Raw genomic sequence first — 18,540 nt, forward strand, 5'->3', positions numbered from 1 at the left:
TTATTCGCCTCTCTGCTTTGCCATGCGCAGCAGCATCAGCTTGGCAGCGGCAAGGACGATGAAGGTCACGACGAAGAGGATGAAACCGAGCGCGATCAGCGACGAGAGATAGATGTCGGTATCGGCTTCGGTAAATTCGTTGGCGATCGCGGCGGCGATCGAGTTGCCGGGCTCCATCAGCGAGACCGCGATATTGTGGGTATTACCGAGCACGAAGGTGACGGCCATCGTTTCGCCGAGCGCACGGCCGAGGCCGAGGAAGATGCCGCCGACGACGGCGGTGCGGGTGTGCGGGATGACGATGTCGCGCACCACTTCCCAGCGGGTCGAGCCCAGCGCATAGGCCGATTCCTTCAGCTGCGCCGGGACGACCAGGAAGACATCGCGCATGACCGAGGAGATGTAGGGGATGATCATGATCGCCAGCACGATGCCTGACGTCAGCATGCCGATGCCCATTGGGGCGCCCGAGAACAGCAGGCCGATGCCGGGAATCGGGCCGAGCCAGTCGATCAGCGCCGGCTGGACGTAATCCGACATAAAGGGCGCGAAAGTGAAGAGGCCCCACATGCCGTAGATGATCGAGGGAATGCCGGCGAGCAGTTCAATGGCGCCGCCGATCGGTCCGCGCAGCCAGCGCGGCGCCACCTCGGTGACGAAGACGGCAATACCGAGACTGATCGGGACGCCGATCAGCATGGCGAGCGCGGAGGTCACCAGCGTGCCGTAGATCGGCACCAGACCTGCGAAATGCTGAGCAACGGGATCCCATTCGGTGCCGGTGATGAAGCCGAAGCCGAAGGTGCGGAAGGCGAGAAGGCCGCCCCATGCCATGGAGATTGCCGCCGCCAGGAGCGCGGCGAGAACGAACAGGCCGCAGCCCATCACGATCCAATGGAAAATGCGGTCGCCGTTGGCGCCGTCGCGGCGCTTCACATCCGGCACGACGGCCGGCAGCGATGCCAGTGCTTCACTCATATCGATACTCGACTTGCTTTTGAGGGGGCGTCAAAGCAAACGGGGCAGAAAGCGAATGCTCCCTGCCCCGGCATTTCCAGGACTTAACCCTTGAAGGACGCCGTCCAGTAGTCTTCGATCTGCTTCACCAGCGTGGCCGGCAGCGGAACGTAATCGAGGGAAGAGGCTTCCTTCTGACCGTTCTCGAGTGCCCACTTGAAGAAGGCGAAAGCAGCCTTGGAGCGCTCGGCATCCTTCGGCTCCTTGTACATGATCGCCCAGGTGGTGGCGGTGATCGGCCAGGCCTTTTCGCCAGGCGCGTTGGTCATGATCAGGTAGAAGTCCTGGGCCTTGCCCCATTCGGCGCTGGCAGCAGCAGCCGAGAAGCTATCTGCATTCGGCTTCGGATACTGACCGGAGGCGTTCTGAACGAGAACGAAGGGCAGCTTGTTCTGCAGGGCGTAGGCGTATTCGACGTAACCGATCGAATCCTTCACGCGGGTGACGTAGGCAGCGACGCCTTCGTTGCCCTTGCCGCCGATGCCGACCGGCCAGTTGACGGCAGTGCCTTCACCGACCTTGGACTTCCAGTCCGGGTTGACCTTGGAGAAGAAGTTCGTCCAGTTGAACGAGGTGCCCGAACCGTCCGAGCGGTGAACGACAGCGATCTGGCTGTCGGGCAGCTTGAGGCCCGGGTTCAGGTCGGCGATCGCCTTGTCGTTCCACTTGGTAACGTTGCCGAGATAGATGTCGGCCAGAACCTTGCCGGAGAGCTTCAGCTCGCCCGACTTGATGCCCTTGACGTTGATGACGGGGACGATGCCGCCGACGACGACCGGGAACTGGCCGAAGCCGCCAGCGCTGAGGTCTTCAGGCTTCATCGGGGCGTCGGAAGCGCCGAAATCGACGGTCGCAGCCTTGATCTGGGCGATGCCGCCGCCCGAGCCGATCGACTGGTAGTTCAGCTTGTCACCGGTCTGCTTGTTGTAGTCCGCGGACCACTTGGACAGAACCGGATAGACGAAGGTCGAGCCGGCGCCGGTAATATCGGCGGCGGAAGCGGACACTGCGAGCGCAGCAACCAGGCCGGCGCCGAGGCAGGCCGAAAGAAGTGTCTTGGTGAGCATATGGTCTCTTCCCTGAATGGAACGAACAATCGACGAGACCGGCGCCATGGAGGGGGTATCCACTGGCAAAGGGCGCTGAAATTCCCGTCGCAAAGGCGGGCTAGGCGCTGCACATTACAGTTTGATGACATTTCTGCGACAGTTCGAAGTCGGCCTCCGATGCCCCACATAGCGTGCAGGATTGTTCGTTCACTAAATCAAGGATTTAACCTGTAAGGCTCTGTAAACATTACAAAATGTTAATGTCGGACTGCGTTGGTTTGACGCAGCCCGGCAAAAACCGGAGCCTTATGCGATGCCGTAGCGGCTCGCCGGCTTGTTGTGTGAGAGGTTGGGTCCGAGCGCATAGCGGGCGGCGTTCAGCGCTTCGAAATCGGCAGGATCTGGCAGCGACGGGATGGTCACGAGTTCGCCCTGGTCGAAGCCGGCAAGGGCCGCATCGACGAGATCGGTGACGTCCATCACCATCGACGGCGGCAGCTGATCAACCGAGCCGCCAGCGCGTTCGAAGATCTCGGTGCGGGTCAGGCCCGGAAGAACGGCCTGAACCTTGACGCCCTTCGCGCTGGCCTCGGCATGAATCGACTGGGTCAGGTTGAGCACGAAGGCCTTGCTGGCATTGTAAGTGCCGTGGAAGCGTTCGGCGAGGAATGCGACCACCGAGGCAATGTTGATGATGGCGCCCTTGCCGCGCTTCGCGAAGGTCTGCGCCGCTGCGACACCGAGGCGATTGACGGCCACGACGTTGATCTCGATCATCGTTTCGAGATAGTCGATATCATCTTCGAGCAATGCGCCTTTAGGGCCGATACCGGCATTGTTGACGAGCAGCGTAATCGCCTCGTCCTCGCGCAGGCGCTTCTCGACCTTTCGCACGTCTTCCCTGTTCGTCAGATCCGCCTGCAGGACCTCGGCCTTGATGCCGTGAGCGGTGGTGAGCTTTTCAGCCAGGGCATTCAGACGGGCTGCATCACGGGCGACCAGCAGCAGATCGTATCCGCGCATTGCGAGACGATCGGCATAGGTGGCGCCGATACCCGAGGAGGCGCCGGTAACGAGAGCTGTACCAAGGGAGGAAGTTGACATCGTGAAATCCTTTTCGATGCGTTGGCAATTAGTGGCATATACCACTATATTGAGATCAACGACATCTTGCGCAAGGGCGCACCGAAGAAATTATCGAAGACGATTGACGGCCGGCAGCAATCCGGTGACACCGGATCAGGAGAACGACGATGGACGAAAAAATACCGGGCTTCGAAAGCTGGACCGTTTGCAGCAACAGCGCGCTTCGCCGCGCGACACGCCAGCTCGGGCAGCTCTATGAGGAGGTCTTTGCACCAAGCGGGCTGAGAGGCACGCAGTTCGGGCTGCTGACGCAGATCCATATGAACGGCAAGCCGTCGCTGAAATTCCTGGCCGACGGGCTGGTGATGGACCTCTCCGCCCTCGGACACACGCTGAAGCCGCTAATCCGGGACGGGCTGGTGGAGCTGGTGCCCGACGAAAAGGACAAGCGCGTCAAACGGGCCACGCTGACGGAGGCCGGACGGGCAAAATGGGAAGAAGCCAACCGTCTCTGGGCCGAAGCACGCGACCGCTTCGAAAACGCCTTCGGCGCTGAAGCGTCGGAAGAATTGCGCAAAACCCTGAACCGCATTTCCTCCCCTGCTTTCGCGGAGAGTTTCAGGCGCTGAGGTTCGGCACTCAGACCCGGATCACATAATCCTTGCGAGTCGTTTCAACGACTTCCCAGGTTCCGTTGAAGCCGGGCTTGAGGATCATCCGGTCGCCGGCCTTGAGATGCACGGGCTCGCCGCCGTCCTCTGTGACGATCGAATGGCCTGACAGCACGTTGAAATATTCCCACTCATCGTAGGAAATCCGCCATTTACCGGGTGTCGCTTCCCAAATGCCGGCGTAGAGTCCGCCTTCGGCTTCTTCCAGGTTCCAGGTGCGGAATTGCGGATTGCCGGAAACGATGCGGTCGGCGGCGGGCGCGCCCACTTCGGGCTCGACGGACGCCGGGTCGAATACGAGTTGATGCGGCATGCGGTCTCCTATCGGGCAGATGTCAGAAGCTTGACGCCGAATCCCATGAAAATGATGCCGGCCATCGCGTCGATGCGCCGGCGTCCCCGCGCGTAGGCGCCTGAGACTGCGGGGTTGCGCAACACCGTCAGAACGAAGGTGTACCAAAGCGAGGACACCAGAACCATCGTCACCACGGCCAGAGCGCCATGCACCCAGGAATGGTCGGCAGGCAGGGTGGCGGCAAAGAGACTGGCGACGAAGACGGCCGATTTCGGATTGGCGAGATTGGTTATCAGGCCGGAATAGAAGGCCTGCCGGCTGCTCATGGCGGGGCGGACCACAGGTTCGCCCAGCGTTGCGGACTTGCTGTAGGTCTTCCACAAAAGCTTGGTGCCGAGCCAGAGAAGATAGGCACCACCGGCGATTTTCAGGAACAGGTAGGCAAAGGGTGCGGCCGAGAACAAGGCGCTGATGCCGAGCCAGCCGGCCAGTCCCCAGCAGACCGTGCCGAGGATGACCCCGGCGATGACCGCGACCGCGGCACGCGTCGAGCCCTCCAGCGCCGTGCGCACGACGATGAAGAAATTCGGACCCGGCGTGATGGCGGCGACCGCCCAGATTGCGGCAACGGAGAGAAGAAACATGGATTGATGAGACTCGCGGAAATGGTTTCAGACCAGAACCTTAGAGGCTTTGGATGGCTTGGCCAAGTGGGACGGAATCACGTCAGCCCGATGCGCGTCGCGGCTTCCCGGAACAAGGCCTGGTCAACCGGCACGAGATGAAAAGCGGCGAAGAAATCGGCCAGATGATAGCCGGAATACCGCCGGCGGATCGCCGCGACATACGCCCGCCCCTCATCAAGCCGCCCGCCAACGGCAAGGCAGAGCGCGGCGATGGCCATGATATGCACGTGCGCGTTGGGGCGCATCGCGGCCTTTGCGGCCCAATCGGCAGCCTCCTCGTATCGACCAAGGCGCACCAGAGCGATCGCCCGGCTTGCCAGCATTCCAAACAGCATCGGATCGTAGGGGCTGAGGGACTGCGACTGGTCTGCAGAAAGGATGGCGGCCTGCGGATCCCCGGACTGGCAGTGCACGAAGGCCAGTGAATAATGCGCGAAGGCAAAGCTCGGGCTGAGATCGACGGACTGGCGCAATTCCTCAATCGACTGGTCATGCAGTTTGCGCAGCCATAGCGCCCGGCCGATCGACAGGTGGGCGGCCGGATCGCGGTCGTCGGCAAGCAATGCTTGGCTGGCCGTCCGGTAGGCCAGTTCCGCCTGTTCATCGCGGTCCGCCCAATGCTGGAAGGCGTTCTGGAAATGGGTGAAAGAAAGCCCGGCATGGGCGCGGGCGAAGGTGGGATCGAGGCTGATCGCCCGTTCGAAAAACTGTTGCGCCTGATCGTTGTCGGCCTTGGTGAAACGGAACATGTGCCAGAGACCGCGATGATGCGCTTCCCAGGCATCCAGCGAATTGGGCGGTTTGAGGAAGGCGCGGTTGCGCTCCTGCGTTTCGATCTCCCGCTCGATCGAGGCGACGACGCGGCTACCGATCTCCTCCAGCAGCAGAAGGGTCTCTCCGGCATTCTGGTCGAACGCGTCGGACCATACGATCGTGTTGGACCGCGCCTCGATCAGTTCCAGCCTGATGATGATGCGGGTTCCGGTGCGCTCGAAGATACCGTTGACCACGTAATCGACGTTGAGGGCAGCGGCGATGTCTTCGGGCGAGCGCATCCGCTCCCGCAGCGCAAACATCGTTCCCTGGGCAATGACTTTTAGCGTCCGGAGCTTCGCGAGCCGGGAAATGATGTCATAGACAAGCGCATCCGACGTGCCGCCGGGTATGGCGAGCACCGACATGTCGTTGAAGGGCATGACGGCGATCGAAGCGCGGCGGCGGTTATCGGCAGGCGTTTCCGATGGCGGTGTTTCAGGCGCCGTGGATGCCACGGCGGCAGGTTTGGCAGGTTTTCTGCGAAGGTCTTCCCAGAGAGCGCGCAGAGACGCGGTCTCGATGCCCTCGGTGGCAAAAGATCGCAACGTGGCCTCAAAATGTTCGCCAGCATCGCGAAGCCGCCCCTCGGTCGCGAGCGTTGACAACAACAACTCGTGAGGCCGGAGATCGAAGGGTGCCAGCTCGATCCAGCGGTCGAGATAAGGCAGCCGTTCGGCACCGGCCAAAACCTCGACGATATGGGCGAGGATATCCGCCTGCATGTCGCGGAAGCGGCGGCGCTGGGAATTCAGCCATGTTTCGAAGGCCGGAAGTCTGTCGATCGCGAGGCCATCCAGGAACTCGCCCGAGGCGCGATCGGCAAGTGACGCCAGCGCTGCGACCGGCACGCCGTCGAACCCGGCGCGGGCCGCCAGGGCGACCTCGACCGCATCGATGGCACAGCCGGTGAGATCGAGGGCAACCGTATCGCCCTGCACGATCACGCGCTCGCCGATCAGGGCGCGGATGCGGCTCAGGCACCAGCGCAACTCGCCGCGCGGATCGTCGGCGACATCCCAGAAGAGGTCGCAGAGCTGTGCCCTGCCCTGCGCATAGGGCAAAAGGATCAGATAGGCGAGCAAGGCGCGGACTTTTCGCGACCCCGGCAGCTTCACCTCGGCACCGTCGCGGCGGACCGTCATCGGCCCGAGAAGGCAGATTTCCAGTGGCGGCCGTTCGTGCCGCCCGGATATTTCCACGGTTGTTCCCACGCCTGATGACACGGCGTCCCCCATGGTCACCGCCTATACCGGAAGCGTCCGGCGGCTTGATGCACGGCGGCGGCATTCACAATTCAACAATCTGATCCAGGGAGAGAAGAATGTCCACTTCCGCGGCTCTTGCCGGCACACCCGCTCAACCGATGGCCGATCTCGCAGCCCTGAAGGCCCGCCAGCGGGGCGCCTGGTCTTCGGGCGATTACGCCGTCGTCGGCACCACCTTGCAGATCGTCGGCGAAAGCCTGTGCGAGGCGCTGGATCTGCGCGCCGGGTCCACGGTTCTCGACGTCGCTGCCGGCAACGGCAACGGCTCGCTGGCCGCCGCGCGCCGCTGGTGTGCGGTGACGGCGACCGACTATGTCCCGGCTCTCCTGGAAAAGGCGAAGGAACGGGCAAAGGCCGATCGCCTGATGATGGAGTTTCAGGAGGCGGATGCCGAGAACCTGCCCTTCGCGGACCAGAGCTTCGACTATGCGATGTCGATCTTCGGGGTGATGTTCACCCCCGATCAGGAGCGCGCGGCCGCCGAACTGCTGCGGGTTTGCAAGAGCGGCGGATCGATCGGCCTTGCGAACTGGACGCCCGACGGCTTCATCGGACAGCTGTTCAAGACCATCGGACGCCACGTGCCGCCACCAACAGGCGCCCGCTCGCCTGCGCTTTGGGGCACGCGTGCCCGGCTTGAGGAGCTGTTTCCATCAAGCAAGGCATCGGTCGTCGCGACGCCGCGCCAGTTCGTATTTCGCTACAAGTCCTCAGCGCATTGGCTGGATGTCTTCCGGACGTTCTACGGGCCGGTTCTCAAGGCCTTCGGCACGCTCGATGCCACCGGGCAAAAGGCGCTGGCGGCCGAGCTCATGGAGCTTGCTGCCCGTTTCAACCGGGCCGAGGACGGTACCATGGTGGTTCCGAGCGAGTATCTGGAAGTGGTGATCATGAGACGCTGAGATGGGCTGCCGCGCCAATATGCCGGCGTCACGCCGGTGTCACGCGACGGCAGAGCTAATTTATGATTAGCTCATCTTGAGGGGCTGGGGGCCGCTCGATGCGAAAAGGGGTTCGCCGTGGTAGGGCGTGGCGGGCCCCTTTCGCGTTCGTGCGCTGGAACAGCAGAAAAATCACGAGGCATGCATGTCCGGGACGAACGAGTTCATCGCGGAGGTGACGAGGGCTGCCAGCGAGGTCCAGACACTTGGGCCGGATGATGCGCGGCGCTTCATCCTTCGATCCGTAAGCACAATACGCGAAATGCGCCAGCTTGTCGGGATTCCGAGCAACGGAAGCTACGACACCGTGTTCGATCTCCTGAAGATCGCTACCTCGGCCGGCCAGCAGCCACCCAGCGACCTGGCGAGAGCACTGCTGATGGCAGCCGACATGATGCGCACACTGCACATGGTCATCGACAGCCGCGACGCCATCTCGCTCACCGGCATCTGCCAGTCGCGATAGCGCCGCGGCAGCGCATCATCAGATCTTGGCGAGCGACTGCTCGAGATCGGCGATGATGTCCTTGACGTCCTCGATACCGACGGAGAGACGCACGACATCAGGACCGGCGCCGGCGGCGATGCGCTGTTCATCGGTCAGCTGGCGGTGCGTCGTCGAGGCCGGGTGGATCACCAGCGAGCGGGTGTCGCCGATATTGGCGAGATGCGAGAAGAGCTCCAGCCCTTCGACGAAGGTCTTGCCCGCCTCGTATCCGCCCTTGATGCCGAAGGTGAAGACCGATCCGGCGCCCTTCGGCGAATAGCGCTGCTGCAATGCGTGGTTCGGATCATCATCGAGACCGGCATAATTGACCCACGCCACCTTGCTGTGCGCCTTCAGCCATTTGGCGACCGCGATGGCATTGTCGCTGTGGCGCTGCATACGCAGCGGCAGCGTTTCGATGCCGGTCAGAATCAGGAATGCGTTGAAGGGCGCAATTGCCGGGCCAAGGTCGCGCAGGCCAAGTACGCGGCAAGCGATTGCGAAGGCGAAATTGCCGAAGGTCGAGTGCAGCACGACGCCGTTATATTCCGGGCGCGGGCTGGACAGCATCGGATAATTGCCGGATTTCGACCAGTCGAACGTGCCGCCATCGACGATGATGCCGCCCATCGAATTGCCATGACCGCCAAGGAACTTGGTGAGCGAATGAATGACGATATCGGCGCCGTGTTCGATCGGGCGGATGAGATAAGGCGACGCCATCGTGTTGTCGACGATCAGCGGCAGGCCGTGTCTGTGCGCCACTTCCGCAATCGCAGCGATATCGACGAAGGTACCGCCCGGATTTGCCAGGCTTTCGATGAAGATCGCGCGGGTGTTGCCGTCGATATGCTTCTCGAAGCTCGCCGGATCCTCGACATCGCCCCAGCGGACCTGCCAGCCGAAATTATCGAAGGCATGGCCGAACTGGTTGATCGAGCCGCCATAGAGGCGCTTGGCGGCGACGAAATTGTCGCCCGGGCGCATGATCGTGTGGAAAACGATCATCTGCGCGGCATGACCGGATGCGACAGCGAGTGCGGCGGTGCCGCCCTCAAGTGCTGCGACGCGCTCTTCGAGCACCGCCTGAGTCGGGTTCATGATGCGGGTATAGATGTTGCCGAATGCCTGCAGGCCGAAGAGTGCGGCGGCGTGATCGGCGTCGTTGAAGACGTAGGCCGTGGTCTGGTAGATCGGCGTGGCACGGGCACCAGTCGCCGGATCGGGCTGCGCGCCCGCGTGGATTGCCAGTGTGTTGAAGCCTGGATTGTTCGTTGCCATGCCGTCCTCCCATTGCGTTGAATGGCGGCAGCATAGCCAAGGCGGCGCAAATGTTAATCGCCTGACGTTTCAACCGTCGGGAGAAATGTGGAAAATCCGTTCGCTATCCGGCAAGCCGCGGAATTTCGATTGCCGGGCAGCGGTCCATCACCACCTTGATGCCGCCGGCCTCGGCGCGGCGGGCTGCATCGTCGTCGCGCACGCCGAGCTGCGCCCAGATCACTCGCGGGCGAACGGCCAGCGCCAGAGTTTCGGTCACCACCTCCTGCAGATATTCGGAGGCGCGGAACACATCGACCATATCGACGGGAACAGGAATATCCTCGAGCCTGCCGTAGACCATCTGCCCATGGATCGTCTTGCCCGCCTGCCCCGGATTGACCGGGATTACCTCGTAGCCGCGTGACAGGAGATAACCCATCACGCCATTGCTCGGGCGCGCCGGGTTCGGCGAAGCGCCGGTCAGCGCAATCGTCTTCACCGAATTCAGAATTTCGGCGATGTAGACATCGCTGTAATGATCATGATCCATCGGCCCATCCCCCGCAGCCATTTTTTCACCCGGTTGAAACCTGCAGTTCTTTCAGGCGTATATATAGCCATACGGGTTCCAAGGAGGAATGGCCCATGAAAAAACTTGTGCTGACAATTGCGATCGTGCTGGCGGCCTCGCCGTCCTTCGCGATCTCGCGTCTCAATCCGCTGTCGATGACCTGCCAGAGCGCGCGCGCCGCCATCCACAATCAGGGCGCCGTGATCTTCCGCTGGACCTCACCGCGCGGACTGCCGCTCTATGACCGGTTCGTGCGCAACAGCCGCTTCTGCGACGCCAATGAGTATGCCGAATGGAAAAACATCCCGACGCGTGACGACCGGTCCTGCCCGGTCCTCAACTGCCAGAACATCGACAACCTGGACGGGACATTTCTTGTTCCGAACCACTCATTGTAACGTATCGATGCGTGTTGGAAACCGTTCTCACAGTTAGGAAAGGCGCACGCCTACTCGCGCCTTTCCGCATCGATTGTGCCGAAATGCACCCTATGGGCGCACAATCTACGGCATACCAAAGTAATAGAATAATCTCTATATTTCAGCAAGATAACTAAATGGTGAAATAGACCGCAAGGCGATGTTCACTTTTTGTTTTTTCTTTAAGCCAGCTTCGTTCCCGCATATATTAGAGACACCTCACAGTTGAGTGGCGGGAATCAAAATAAACGCATCGGGAGTGCACGCAGGGCGGGTCCATTCAAGACGCAATCTGCTCGCCTGCGGCACCGTTCCCGGTGATAATCATAGCGTCAGGTTGCAAAATAATCCGGGCGCATTGATTTTCGGCGTGGCGAAGCTCATACCGCTGATGTTCTCCCGCCTCCCCGCTCCGGTTTGCGATCTTGCCCCTCGACGTCATTCTTCTGGTTCTCTTCGGCGCCCTTCTCCACGCGACATGGAACGCCATCATCAAGGCTGGCACCGACAAGTCGCTCGACGCGGCATTGATCTCTGCAGGCGGCGCTGTCGCTGCACTTCCCTTCCTGGCATTTTTGCCGCTGCCGAATGCTGCGGCCTGGCCGTTCATCGGCGTCTCCGCCATCCTGCAATTTGCCTATTTCCAGCTGGTTGCCGGTGCCTATCGGGCCGGTGACATCGGGCTCGTCTATCCGCTGATGCGCGGTTGCGCACCTCTGCTGATCGCCGCCACAAGCAGCTTCGTGCTCGGCGAAACGCTGTCAGGCGGCGCACTGATCGGAACGATGACGATTTGCGCCGGCATCCTGACGCTCGCCTTCGAAGCCAGACACGGCAGCCGCCACGCCATCATGCTGGCCCTTATCAATGCCTGCGTGATCGCCACCTACACCTATGTCGATGGCATCGGCGCACGGATATCCGGCAATGCGATCTCCTATACGCTGTGGATGTCGCTGCTGCCGCCGGTGCTCTTGTTTGCCTGGGCGATCTCGCGCCGCGGCGCCCGCGTGGTCGCCATCCACGTGCGCGTTCACTGGTGGCGCGGCCTGATTGGCGGCTCGGGCTCGATCGCCTCCTATGGACTGGCGCTCTGGGCTATGACCAAAGCCCCGGTCGCGACCGTCGCCGCGCTGCGCGAAACCTCGATCCTCTTTGCGCTGGTGATCTCGGTCGTCGTGCTGAAAGAGCGCGCCAGCCCCTGGCGCTACCTCGCCGGCGTGATCATTGCCATGGGCGGGCTGATCTTGAAGCTGGGGTAGTCACTCCTCCGGCCAGACAGGCATGCGCTTGCCGAGAAAGGCGTCGATTCCTTCTTCCGCGTCGGCCGTCAGCATGCTGTCGACCATGACTTCGGCGGCGAAAGTGTAGGCTTCCTCGACCGGCATTTCGAGCTGGCGATAGAAGGCTTCCTTGCCGATGCGGATCGCTTCCGGTGACTTCGAGGCGATGACGGAGGCGTATTTCGTCACCACCTGCGTCAGGTACTGTTTCGGCACGATGCGGTTGACGAGGCCGAAGTCCTTGGCGGTCGAGGCGTCGATGGTCTCGCCGGTCAGCAGCATTTCCATCGCCTGCTTGCGATGCGCGGCGCGCGATATTGCGACCATCGGCGTCGAGCAGAACAGGCCGATATTGACGCCCGGCGTGCAGAAAGTCGCGGTGTCGGTGCAGATCGCCAGATCACAGGACGCGACCAGCTGGCAGCCGGCGGCGGTCGCCAGACCGTCGATCTCGGCGATCACCGGTTTCGGCAGGCGGGTGATTTCCAGCATCAGATCCGCGGCAAGCGCAAAGCTCTCCTCGAAGAAGGCAACGCCATCATCGGCATCGGCGCGATGCGCCGTCAGCTCCTTCAGGTCGTGCCCGGCAGAGAAGATGTTGCCGGTAGAGGCGATGATGACGACGCGCACCGACGAATCCTCGCCGGCGGCCTGCAACTCGCCCATCAGCGTTTCCATGACGGCGATCGACAACGCATTGGCGGGCGGATTGTTCAGGGTGAGCCTGAGAACCCCGTCATTCAGCTCGCGCAGCACCAGCGCAGCCCCGCCCGCCTTGTCTGGATCTTTCCGGAAGGAAACGACTTCGGCCATTGGTCTAACTCCCTGCAATCATCTTTCGTGCTAGATGTTCTGCCACAGCCTGCCGGCAATTTCGAGGTGAACAGATGCAACCGGTCATGACGATCGACGAGGTCCACCGTTTTCTGGAGACGGACTTTCCGCAGATCCATACGGACGGGCGGGTGCTCAAGGTGATCGACATCGCGCCCGGCAAGGCTTCGATGCGGCTCGACCCGGCCGAACGGCATCTGCGGCCCGGCGGCACGATTTCAGGACCGGCGCTCTTCACCTTGGCGGATGTCACCGCCTATGTAGCAGTGCTCTCGCATATCGGCCCCGTGGCGCTCGCCGTCACCACGAATCTCAACATCAATTTCCTCAGATTCCCGAAGCTGGAACCCACCTTCTGCACCTGCCGGATTCTCAAGCTCGGCAGGCGTCTGGCAGTGATCGAGGCATCGATATTTCAGCGCGATGAGAGCGAATTGATCGCGCACGCCACCGCCACTTACTCGATTCCACCCCGGGAAATATGAGGTATCATAATACCATATACCTATCGCATTGATATTGCTTGTCTATTTTTTCAGACAGCCGATTGCGCGATGTTGACCCGGGAAAGGGTTGCCTTTATACACACCGCCAGAACGCAGCCTTTCCGGGCTGCTTTCTTTTTGGCTGTCTCCGGACACCAAACCAAGCAACAAGAAACGCCCTTCGCCTTCGGGCATAAGGGATCCAAAAGAGAGTAACTACTATGGCAACTTTCTCCCAGAAGCCTGCAGAGGTGGAGAAGAAGTGGGTCATCATCGACGCCGAAGGGCTTGTCGTTGGCCGTCTCGCTTCCGTAATCGCTATGCGTCTGCGCGGCAAGCACAAGGCAACCTTCACGCCTCACGTTGACGACGGCGACAACGTCATCGTCATCAATGCCGACAAGGTCGTCTTCACCGGCAAGAAGTATTCCGACAAGGTTTACTACTGGCACACCGGCTATGCCGGCGGCATCAAGGAACGTACTGCTCGCCAGATCATCGAAGGCCGCTTCCCGGAGCGCGTTCTCGAGAAGGCTGTTGAGCGCATGGTTCCGCGCGGACCGCTCGGTCGCCGCCAGATGAAGAACCTGCGCGTTTACGCTGGTTCCAACCATCCTCACGAAGCACAGCAGCCCGTCGTTCTCGACGTCGCCAAGCTGAACAAAAAGAATGTAAGGAGCGCCTAAGAATGGCTGACCTCTCCTCCCTGAAGGATCTCGGCACGTCTTCCGAAGCAGCTGCTCCGGTTCACGTCCGTAAGGTCGACTCGCTTGGCCGTTCCTACGCGACCGGCAAGCGCAAGAACGCTGTCGCCCGCGTATGGCTCAAGGCCGGCTCCGGCAAGATCATCGTCAACGGCAAGGAATTCACCGAATACTTTGCACGTCCGGTTCTGCAGATGATCCTGCGCCAGCCGATCTTCGCTGCCGCCCGCGACGGCCAGTTCGACATCATCGCAACGGTTGCAGGCGGCGGTCTTTCCGGCCAGGCCGGTGCCGTTCGTCACGGTCTCTCCAAGGCCCTCACCTACTTCGAGCCGGGCCTGCGTCCGGTCCTGAAGAAGGGTGGCTTCCTGACCCGCGACAGCCGCGTCGTCGAGCGTAAGAAGTACGGTAAGGCCAAGGCTCGCCGTTCCTTCCAGTTCTCGAAGCGTTAATCGCTTTCTGGACATTGCTTTGCGGAAAGGCCGGGCTTTTGCCCGGCCTTTTTGTTTATTCAGGCTTGAAGAAGAATGCCTCGAGCCGGTAGCCATCCGGATCGATGATGAAGGCCGCATAGTAGAACTGGCCGTAGTCCGGGCGAATCCCCGGTGTGCCGTTATCTTCGCCGCCGTTCGCCACGCCGGCAGCATAGAACGCATTCACGGCTTCTTCGCTGGGTGCCGTGAAGCAGAAATGCAGGCCCGAGCCGCGATCGGCGGGAACCGGGCGCGCCACCTGACTGACCCAGAAAGCAGGCTTGTCGGCGCCATAGCCCACCGTGCCATCGAAATTCGACAGCCGCTCATAGCCGAGCGGCGCCAGCAACGCATCGTAGAACTGGCGCGATCTCTCGAGATCCTTCACTCCGATCGATACGTGATCGAACATGCCCATCAGTCTCTCCTCTTCGGTTGAACCAAGCTTCTTTGAAGCGATGGATGAAGTCAACGCACACGAGGTGCGACTCGCCAGCCATGGCGGCGGCAGGCCCGCCGCCTCTCACTTGCAATCGGCTGAATCCTCGCCTAGGCCTTTTCCCGAAGAGGAATTGCCATGCCAACCCCGCCCTCACCCTTTGCCGAGACCCCGCAGCCGCCCTATTACGTCGTCACCTTTTCCTCGATCCGCACTGCGGGCGATCAGGGATATGAGGCGATGGCCGATCGCATGGCCGAGCTTGCGCTGCAGCAGCCGGGCTGTCTCGGGGCCGAGAGCGCGCGGGATGCGGATGGCTTCGGCATCACCAATTCTTATTGGGCCGACGAGGAAAGCCTGAAGGCGTGGAAACAGGTCGCCAGCCACCTCGCGGCCCAGCGGATCGGCCGTGATCGCTGGTACAGGCAATACAAGGTTCGCATCGCGCGCGTCGAACGCGCCTATGAATTCACCGCCCCGGAGGAAGAGAGCCCCAATGGCCAATAAGACGATCGACCACGCCTTTACCGCGACCAGCCTGACATCGGCAGCGAGCGATCCAACCTTTGCCGGCGCGCTCTCCTTCATGCGCCGCCGCTTCACCAAGGATCTTGCGGGCGTCGACGTTGCCGTCTGGGGCGTGCCTTTCGATGCCGCGGTCTCCAACCGCCCGGGCACGCGCTTCGGACCGCAGGCGATCCGCCGGGCTTCGGCCATCTTCGACAACGATCCTCAATATCCGTTCAACCGCGATCTCTTCACCGACATGGCGGTCATCGATTACGGCGACTGCCTGCTCGACTACGGCAATCACCAGGAGACGCCGGCGGCGATCGAGCGGCAGGCGCAGACGATCCTCGACAGCGGCGTCTTCATGCTGACGCTCGGCGGCGATCATTACGTGACCTGGCCGATCCTCAAGGCGCATGCGGCCAAGCATGGACCGCTGGCGCTGGTCCAGTTTGACGCGCATCAGGACACCTGGCTCGACGATGCCGGGCGCATCGACCACGGCTCCTTCGTCGCCCGCGCGGTGCGCGACGGCATCATCGATCCCGACCGTTCGATCCAGATCGGCATCCGCACCCATGCGCCTGATGATTGCGGTATCCAGATCCTCTACGGCCATCAGGTCGAGGACATGAGCGCCTCGGACATCGCCTCGACGATCATTTCGCACACCAAGGGTGCCCCCGCCTATCTGACCTTCGATATCGATTGCCTCGATCCGGCCTTCGCACCCGGCACCGGCACGCCGGTTGCGGGTGGCCCGTCGAGCGCCAAAATCCTCTCCGTTCTGCAGCGGTTGCATCAGCTCGATATTCGCGGCGCCGATGTCGTCGAGGTATCACCGCCCTATGATCATGCCGATGTCACCGCCATTGCGGGAGCGACGGTCGCGATGTATATGCTGGGCCTTCACGCAGAGAGGCGCGCAGCCGCCAAATGACGGCTGTTATCAAACTGATTCAACTTCATGGCAAACTGTTTCCGGAACGGTCCGGAACTCATTGAAAGCGCAGGATTATCATGGCAGCGAAGATATTCATCGATGGCGAAGCTGGTACGACGGGTCTGCAGATCCGCGAGCGCCTGGCTGGCCGCCGCGATATCGAGCTGCTGTCGATCCCGGGCGAAAGCCGCAAGGACAAGGCTGTCCGCGCCGAGCTTCTGAACAAGGCCGATGTCGCGATCCTCTGCCTGCCTGACGATGCCGCCAAGGAAAGCGTCAGCCTGATCGAGAACGACACGACCAAGGTGATCGACGCCTCGACGGCGCATCGCGTTGCCGAGGGCTGGGCCTATGGCTTTGCCGAACTCAGCAAGGATCAGGCCGGCGTCATCACCTCGGCCAAGCGCGTCGCCAATCCGGGCTGCTGGCCGCAGGGTCCGATCGCCATGCTGCGTCCGCTCATCGAAGGCGGTCTGGTGCCCGCTGATTACCCTGTCACCGTCAACGGCATCTCGGGTTACAGCGGCGGCGGCCGGACGATGATCGAGGATTATGTCGCCAAGGGTGAAGATGCGCCTGAATACATGCCCTACGGCCTGAGCTTCAAGCACAAGCACCTGCCGGAGCTGCAGCGCTATGCCAAGCTCGGCCGCGTGCCGTTCTTCCAGCCCGTCGTCGGTAATTTCGCGCAGGGCATGGTCGTCACCGTGCCCTTGCAGCTGTCACATCTGGAAAAAGTGCCGACCGGCGCTGAAATCCATGCGGCGATCGCCGACTATTTTGCCGGTATCAAGGGTGTCGTCGAAGTGGCGCCGTTCGAGAACACCGAACGGACGCCGGATCTCAACCCCGAGATCTACAACGACACCAACCGTATGCGCCTTCATGTGTTCGCCAATGATGCGAATGCACAGGCGCTGCTGGTCGCCGTCTATGACAATCTCGGCAAGGGTGCCTCGGGTGCTGCCGTGCAGAACATGGACCTGATGATCGGCGCGTGATTTGGCGGGTGGCCGCGCCTGGCGCGGCCGCCTCCCTCCGCATATGTCCAGGCCACCATGCTCCTCTCCTTCGACGCTCTCTCCTCCTGGCTTTCATCCGCGCTGCCGGACCATGGCGTCCACGCGCTGATAGCGTTCGCCTTCATTGCCGGACTGGCGCGCGGCTTTTCCGGTTTCGGGGCGGCGCTGATCTTTATTCCGCTTGGCGGCGCGATCGTCGGGCCGAAACTGATCTCGCCGGTGCTGTTGGTGATCGACGGCCTGGCGACCCTCGGCATGATCCCGGATGCCTGGCGCAATTCGAACCGGCGCGAGGTCTTCGTCATGGCGGCGGGTGCGGTACTTGGGGTTCCAGCGGGAACGGTCGTGCTGACGCTAATGGATCCGCTGGTGCTGCGCTGGATCATCTGCGGCACGGCAATCTGCCTGCTGGCGCTTCTGGTCTCCGGCTGGCGCTATCACGGCGAGCCGTCGGCACCGCTGAGTTCCGGCGTCGGCCTGCTTGCCGGGCTCTTCAGCGGTGCGGCCCAGCTCGGCGGGCCGCCCGTCGTCGCCTACTGGCTCGGGGGCAAGAGCAACTTTCAGCGCGTCCGCGCCAACGTCATCTTCTACTTCTCGATCTCCAGCATCTTCACGACGATCAGCTACTACGTAGGCGGCCTGTTCGTGCAGGCGGTATTTGCGCTGACGATCGTCATTCTTCCGGCCTATGCGGCTGGCCTCTACGGCGGTTCAAAGCTTTTCGGCCTGGCGAAAGAAAGCACCTTCCGCCTGACCTGCTATCTGCTGATCGCTGCATCGGCGATCTTCGGCATGCCTGCGCTGGACGGCATCCTGCGCTAACGTCAGGCAGGCCTGCGCAACAGGCCAAGGTTGACGCTCAGCTTTTCGCCCGGGCCATGCGCAAAGGCAAACAGCAGCCCAGCAAGAAATGTGAAGTGATCGACGAAGAAGCCGAATTCGGCCTGGTTGCCTTCCCAGCGGTTCGGACCGTGGAACGCGAAAGCAAGGAAGATCACATAGACGCCGGCAGCAAGCGCCGCCTCGCTGAAGAAGGCGCCGCTCAGCAGTGCGACAGCAAGCCCGACCTCGAAGAAGGCGGCGATCCAGGAGAGCAACAGCGGCAGCGGAAAACCTGCGGCGGCAATATAACCGGCGGTCGCTCCCATATCCATGAATTTGAAGCTTGCCGCCATGACGAACAGGCCGCCGAAAATCAGCCGTGCCACAAGAATTGCGATTGTCTTACCCATTGTCCTACCCTCTTTTGCGGCCGAAGCCGTGTGAACTATGCCACAAGGA

23 protein-coding genes are annotated in these 18,540 nt (G+C 61.7%); 12 read left to right on the forward strand and 11 right to left on the reverse strand.

The window, feature by feature from the left end; all coding sequences use genetic code 11:
- From pstC to AC1DIJ_RS19650, 3 genes are all read right to left on the reverse strand, one after another.
- Positions 1 to 978: a phosphate ABC transporter permease subunit PstC gene (gene pstC / locus AC1DIJ_RS19640; RefSeq protein WP_112389656.1), complete on the reverse strand. Its 978-nt coding sequence runs from the start codon at positions 976 to 978 to the stop codon at positions 1 to 3.
- Between the two features lie 83 nt (positions 979 to 1,061).
- Complete coding sequence (gene pstS, locus AC1DIJ_RS19645; RefSeq protein ID WP_112389655.1) at positions 1,062 to 2,084, reverse strand: phosphate ABC transporter substrate-binding protein PstS; 1,023 nt, start codon at positions 2,082 to 2,084, stop codon at positions 1,062 to 1,064.
- 288 nt (positions 2,085 to 2,372) lie between these two features.
- Positions 2,373 to 3,170, reverse strand: a complete 798-nt coding sequence (locus AC1DIJ_RS19650; RefSeq protein WP_112389654.1) for an SDR family NAD(P)-dependent oxidoreductase — start codon at positions 3,168 to 3,170, stop codon at positions 2,373 to 2,375.
- Positions 3,171 to 3,319: 149 nt separating this feature from the next.
- Here AC1DIJ_RS19650 and AC1DIJ_RS19655 point away from each other — a divergent pair, with 149 nt between their 5' ends.
- On the forward strand, positions 3,320 to 3,781 hold the full coding sequence (locus tag AC1DIJ_RS19655) for a MarR family transcriptional regulator (protein ID WP_112389653.1): 462 nt from the start codon (positions 3,320 to 3,322) through the stop codon (positions 3,779 to 3,781).
- A 10-nt stretch (positions 3,782 to 3,791) separates the two neighbouring features.
- Here the strand turns inward: AC1DIJ_RS19655 and AC1DIJ_RS19660 are convergent, their stop codons facing one another.
- From AC1DIJ_RS19660 to AC1DIJ_RS19670, 3 genes are all read right to left on the reverse strand, one after another.
- Positions 3,792 to 4,136 carry a cupin domain-containing protein gene (locus tag AC1DIJ_RS19660; RefSeq protein WP_112389652.1) on the reverse strand — a complete coding sequence of 115 codons (345 nt, stop codon included), beginning with the start codon at positions 4,134 to 4,136 and terminating at the stop codon, positions 3,792 to 3,794.
- Positions 4,137 to 4,144: 8 nt separating this feature from the next.
- On the reverse strand, positions 4,145 to 4,762 hold the full coding sequence (locus AC1DIJ_RS19665; RefSeq protein WP_112389651.1) for a LysE family transporter: 618 nt from the start codon (positions 4,760 to 4,762) through the stop codon (positions 4,145 to 4,147).
- A 77-nt stretch (positions 4,763 to 4,839) separates the two neighbouring features.
- On the reverse strand, positions 4,840 to 6,819 hold the full coding sequence (locus tag AC1DIJ_RS19670; protein WP_477831521.1) for a transcriptional regulator: 1,980 nt from the start codon (positions 6,817 to 6,819) through the stop codon (positions 4,840 to 4,842).
- 122 nt (positions 6,820 to 6,941) lie between these two features.
- Between AC1DIJ_RS19670 and AC1DIJ_RS19675 the strand changes: the two genes are divergently transcribed.
- Entirely contained in the window at positions 6,942 to 7,787 is an 846-nt protein-coding gene (locus AC1DIJ_RS19675) for a class I SAM-dependent methyltransferase (protein WP_112389649.1), read from the forward strand.
- A gap of 184 nt (positions 7,788 to 7,971) precedes the next feature.
- The gene (locus AC1DIJ_RS19680) at positions 7,972 to 8,292 is read left to right on the forward strand and encodes a hypothetical protein (RefSeq protein WP_112389648.1); all 321 of its coding nucleotides are present in this window, start codon (positions 7,972 to 7,974) and stop codon (positions 8,290 to 8,292) included.
- An 18-nt stretch (positions 8,293 to 8,310) separates the two neighbouring features.
- Here the strand turns inward: AC1DIJ_RS19680 and AC1DIJ_RS19685 are convergent, their stop codons facing one another.
- Positions 8,311 to 9,594: an O-acetylhomoserine aminocarboxypropyltransferase gene (locus AC1DIJ_RS19685; protein WP_112389647.1), complete on the reverse strand. Its 1,284-nt coding sequence runs from the start codon at positions 9,592 to 9,594 to the stop codon at positions 8,311 to 8,313.
- Between the two features lie 103 nt (positions 9,595 to 9,697).
- Positions 9,698 to 10,126, reverse strand: coding sequence for a CoA-binding protein (locus AC1DIJ_RS19690; RefSeq protein ID WP_112389646.1), 429 nt, complete (start codon positions 10,124 to 10,126; stop codon positions 9,698 to 9,700).
- Between the two features lie 95 nt (positions 10,127 to 10,221).
- Here AC1DIJ_RS19690 and AC1DIJ_RS19695 point away from each other — a divergent pair, with 95 nt between their 5' ends.
- Together AC1DIJ_RS19695 and AC1DIJ_RS19700 are read left to right on the forward strand one after the other, a co-directional pair.
- The gene (locus AC1DIJ_RS19695) at positions 10,222 to 10,545 is read left to right on the forward strand and encodes a hypothetical protein (RefSeq protein WP_112389645.1); all 324 of its coding nucleotides are present in this window, start codon (positions 10,222 to 10,224) and stop codon (positions 10,543 to 10,545) included.
- A 446-nt stretch (positions 10,546 to 10,991) separates the two neighbouring features.
- Entirely contained in the window at positions 10,992 to 11,828 is an 837-nt protein-coding gene (locus AC1DIJ_RS19700) for an EamA family transporter (protein ID WP_112389644.1), read from the forward strand.
- On the opposite strand, the gene AC1DIJ_RS19705 is transcribed toward AC1DIJ_RS19700, so the two are convergent.
- Entirely contained in the window at positions 11,829 to 12,662 is an 834-nt protein-coding gene (locus tag AC1DIJ_RS19705) for an enoyl-CoA hydratase (protein ID WP_112389643.1), read from the reverse strand.
- Positions 12,663 to 12,736: 74 nt separating this feature from the next.
- Between AC1DIJ_RS19705 and AC1DIJ_RS19710 the strand changes: the two genes are divergently transcribed.
- From AC1DIJ_RS19710 to rpsI, 3 genes are all read left to right on the forward strand, one after another.
- Positions 12,737 to 13,168, forward strand: a complete 432-nt coding sequence (locus AC1DIJ_RS19710) for a PaaI family thioesterase (RefSeq protein ID WP_112389642.1) — start codon at positions 12,737 to 12,739, stop codon at positions 13,166 to 13,168.
- Between the two features lie 221 nt (positions 13,169 to 13,389).
- Positions 13,390 to 13,854 carry a 50S ribosomal protein L13 gene (gene rplM, locus AC1DIJ_RS19715; RefSeq protein WP_112389641.1) on the forward strand — a complete coding sequence of 155 codons (465 nt, stop codon included), beginning with the start codon at positions 13,390 to 13,392 and terminating at the stop codon, positions 13,852 to 13,854.
- Positions 13,855 to 13,856: 2 nt separating this feature from the next.
- A complete protein-coding gene (rpsI, locus tag AC1DIJ_RS19720) occupies positions 13,857 to 14,324 on the forward strand; it encodes a 30S ribosomal protein S9 (RefSeq protein WP_112389640.1) in 468 nt (155 codons plus the stop codon).
- 55 nt (positions 14,325 to 14,379) lie between these two features.
- On the opposite strand, the gene AC1DIJ_RS19725 is transcribed toward rpsI, so the two are convergent.
- A complete protein-coding gene (locus tag AC1DIJ_RS19725) occupies positions 14,380 to 14,757 on the reverse strand; it encodes a VOC family protein (protein ID WP_112389747.1) in 378 nt (125 codons plus the stop codon).
- Between the two features lie 165 nt (positions 14,758 to 14,922).
- On the opposite strand from AC1DIJ_RS19725, the gene AC1DIJ_RS19730 reads away from it, so the two are divergent.
- The 4 genes from AC1DIJ_RS19730 to AC1DIJ_RS19745 all read left to right on the forward strand — a co-directional run bounded on the left by AC1DIJ_RS19730 (position 14,923) and on the right by AC1DIJ_RS19745 (position 18,081).
- A complete protein-coding gene (locus AC1DIJ_RS19730) occupies positions 14,923 to 15,291 on the forward strand; it encodes an antibiotic biosynthesis monooxygenase family protein (protein WP_112389639.1) in 369 nt (122 codons plus the stop codon).
- Positions 15,281 to 16,234 (forward strand): agmatinase, encoded by a 954-nt coding sequence (gene speB, locus AC1DIJ_RS19735; protein WP_112389638.1) that lies wholly within the window; start codon positions 15,281 to 15,283, stop codon positions 16,232 to 16,234. The genes AC1DIJ_RS19730 and speB overlap by 11 nt, the downstream gene beginning before the upstream one ends.
- A gap of 80 nt (positions 16,235 to 16,314) precedes the next feature.
- On the forward strand, positions 16,315 to 17,238 hold the full coding sequence (argC, locus tag AC1DIJ_RS19740) for an N-acetyl-gamma-glutamyl-phosphate reductase (RefSeq protein WP_112389637.1): 924 nt from the start codon (positions 16,315 to 16,317) through the stop codon (positions 17,236 to 17,238).
- Positions 17,239 to 17,295: 57 nt separating this feature from the next.
- Positions 17,296 to 18,081 (forward strand): sulfite exporter TauE/SafE family protein, encoded by a 786-nt coding sequence (locus tag AC1DIJ_RS19745; protein ID WP_112389636.1) that lies wholly within the window; start codon positions 17,296 to 17,298, stop codon positions 18,079 to 18,081.
- Positions 18,082 to 18,083: 2 nt separating this feature from the next.
- On the opposite strand, the gene AC1DIJ_RS19750 is transcribed toward AC1DIJ_RS19745, so the two are convergent.
- Positions 18,084 to 18,491: a DoxX family protein gene (locus tag AC1DIJ_RS19750; protein ID WP_112389635.1), complete on the reverse strand. Its 408-nt coding sequence runs from the start codon at positions 18,489 to 18,491 to the stop codon at positions 18,084 to 18,086.
- Positions 18,492 to 18,540: the final 49 nt, after the last annotated feature.

Source organism: Rhizobium sp. 10N427, assembly GCF_056394605.1.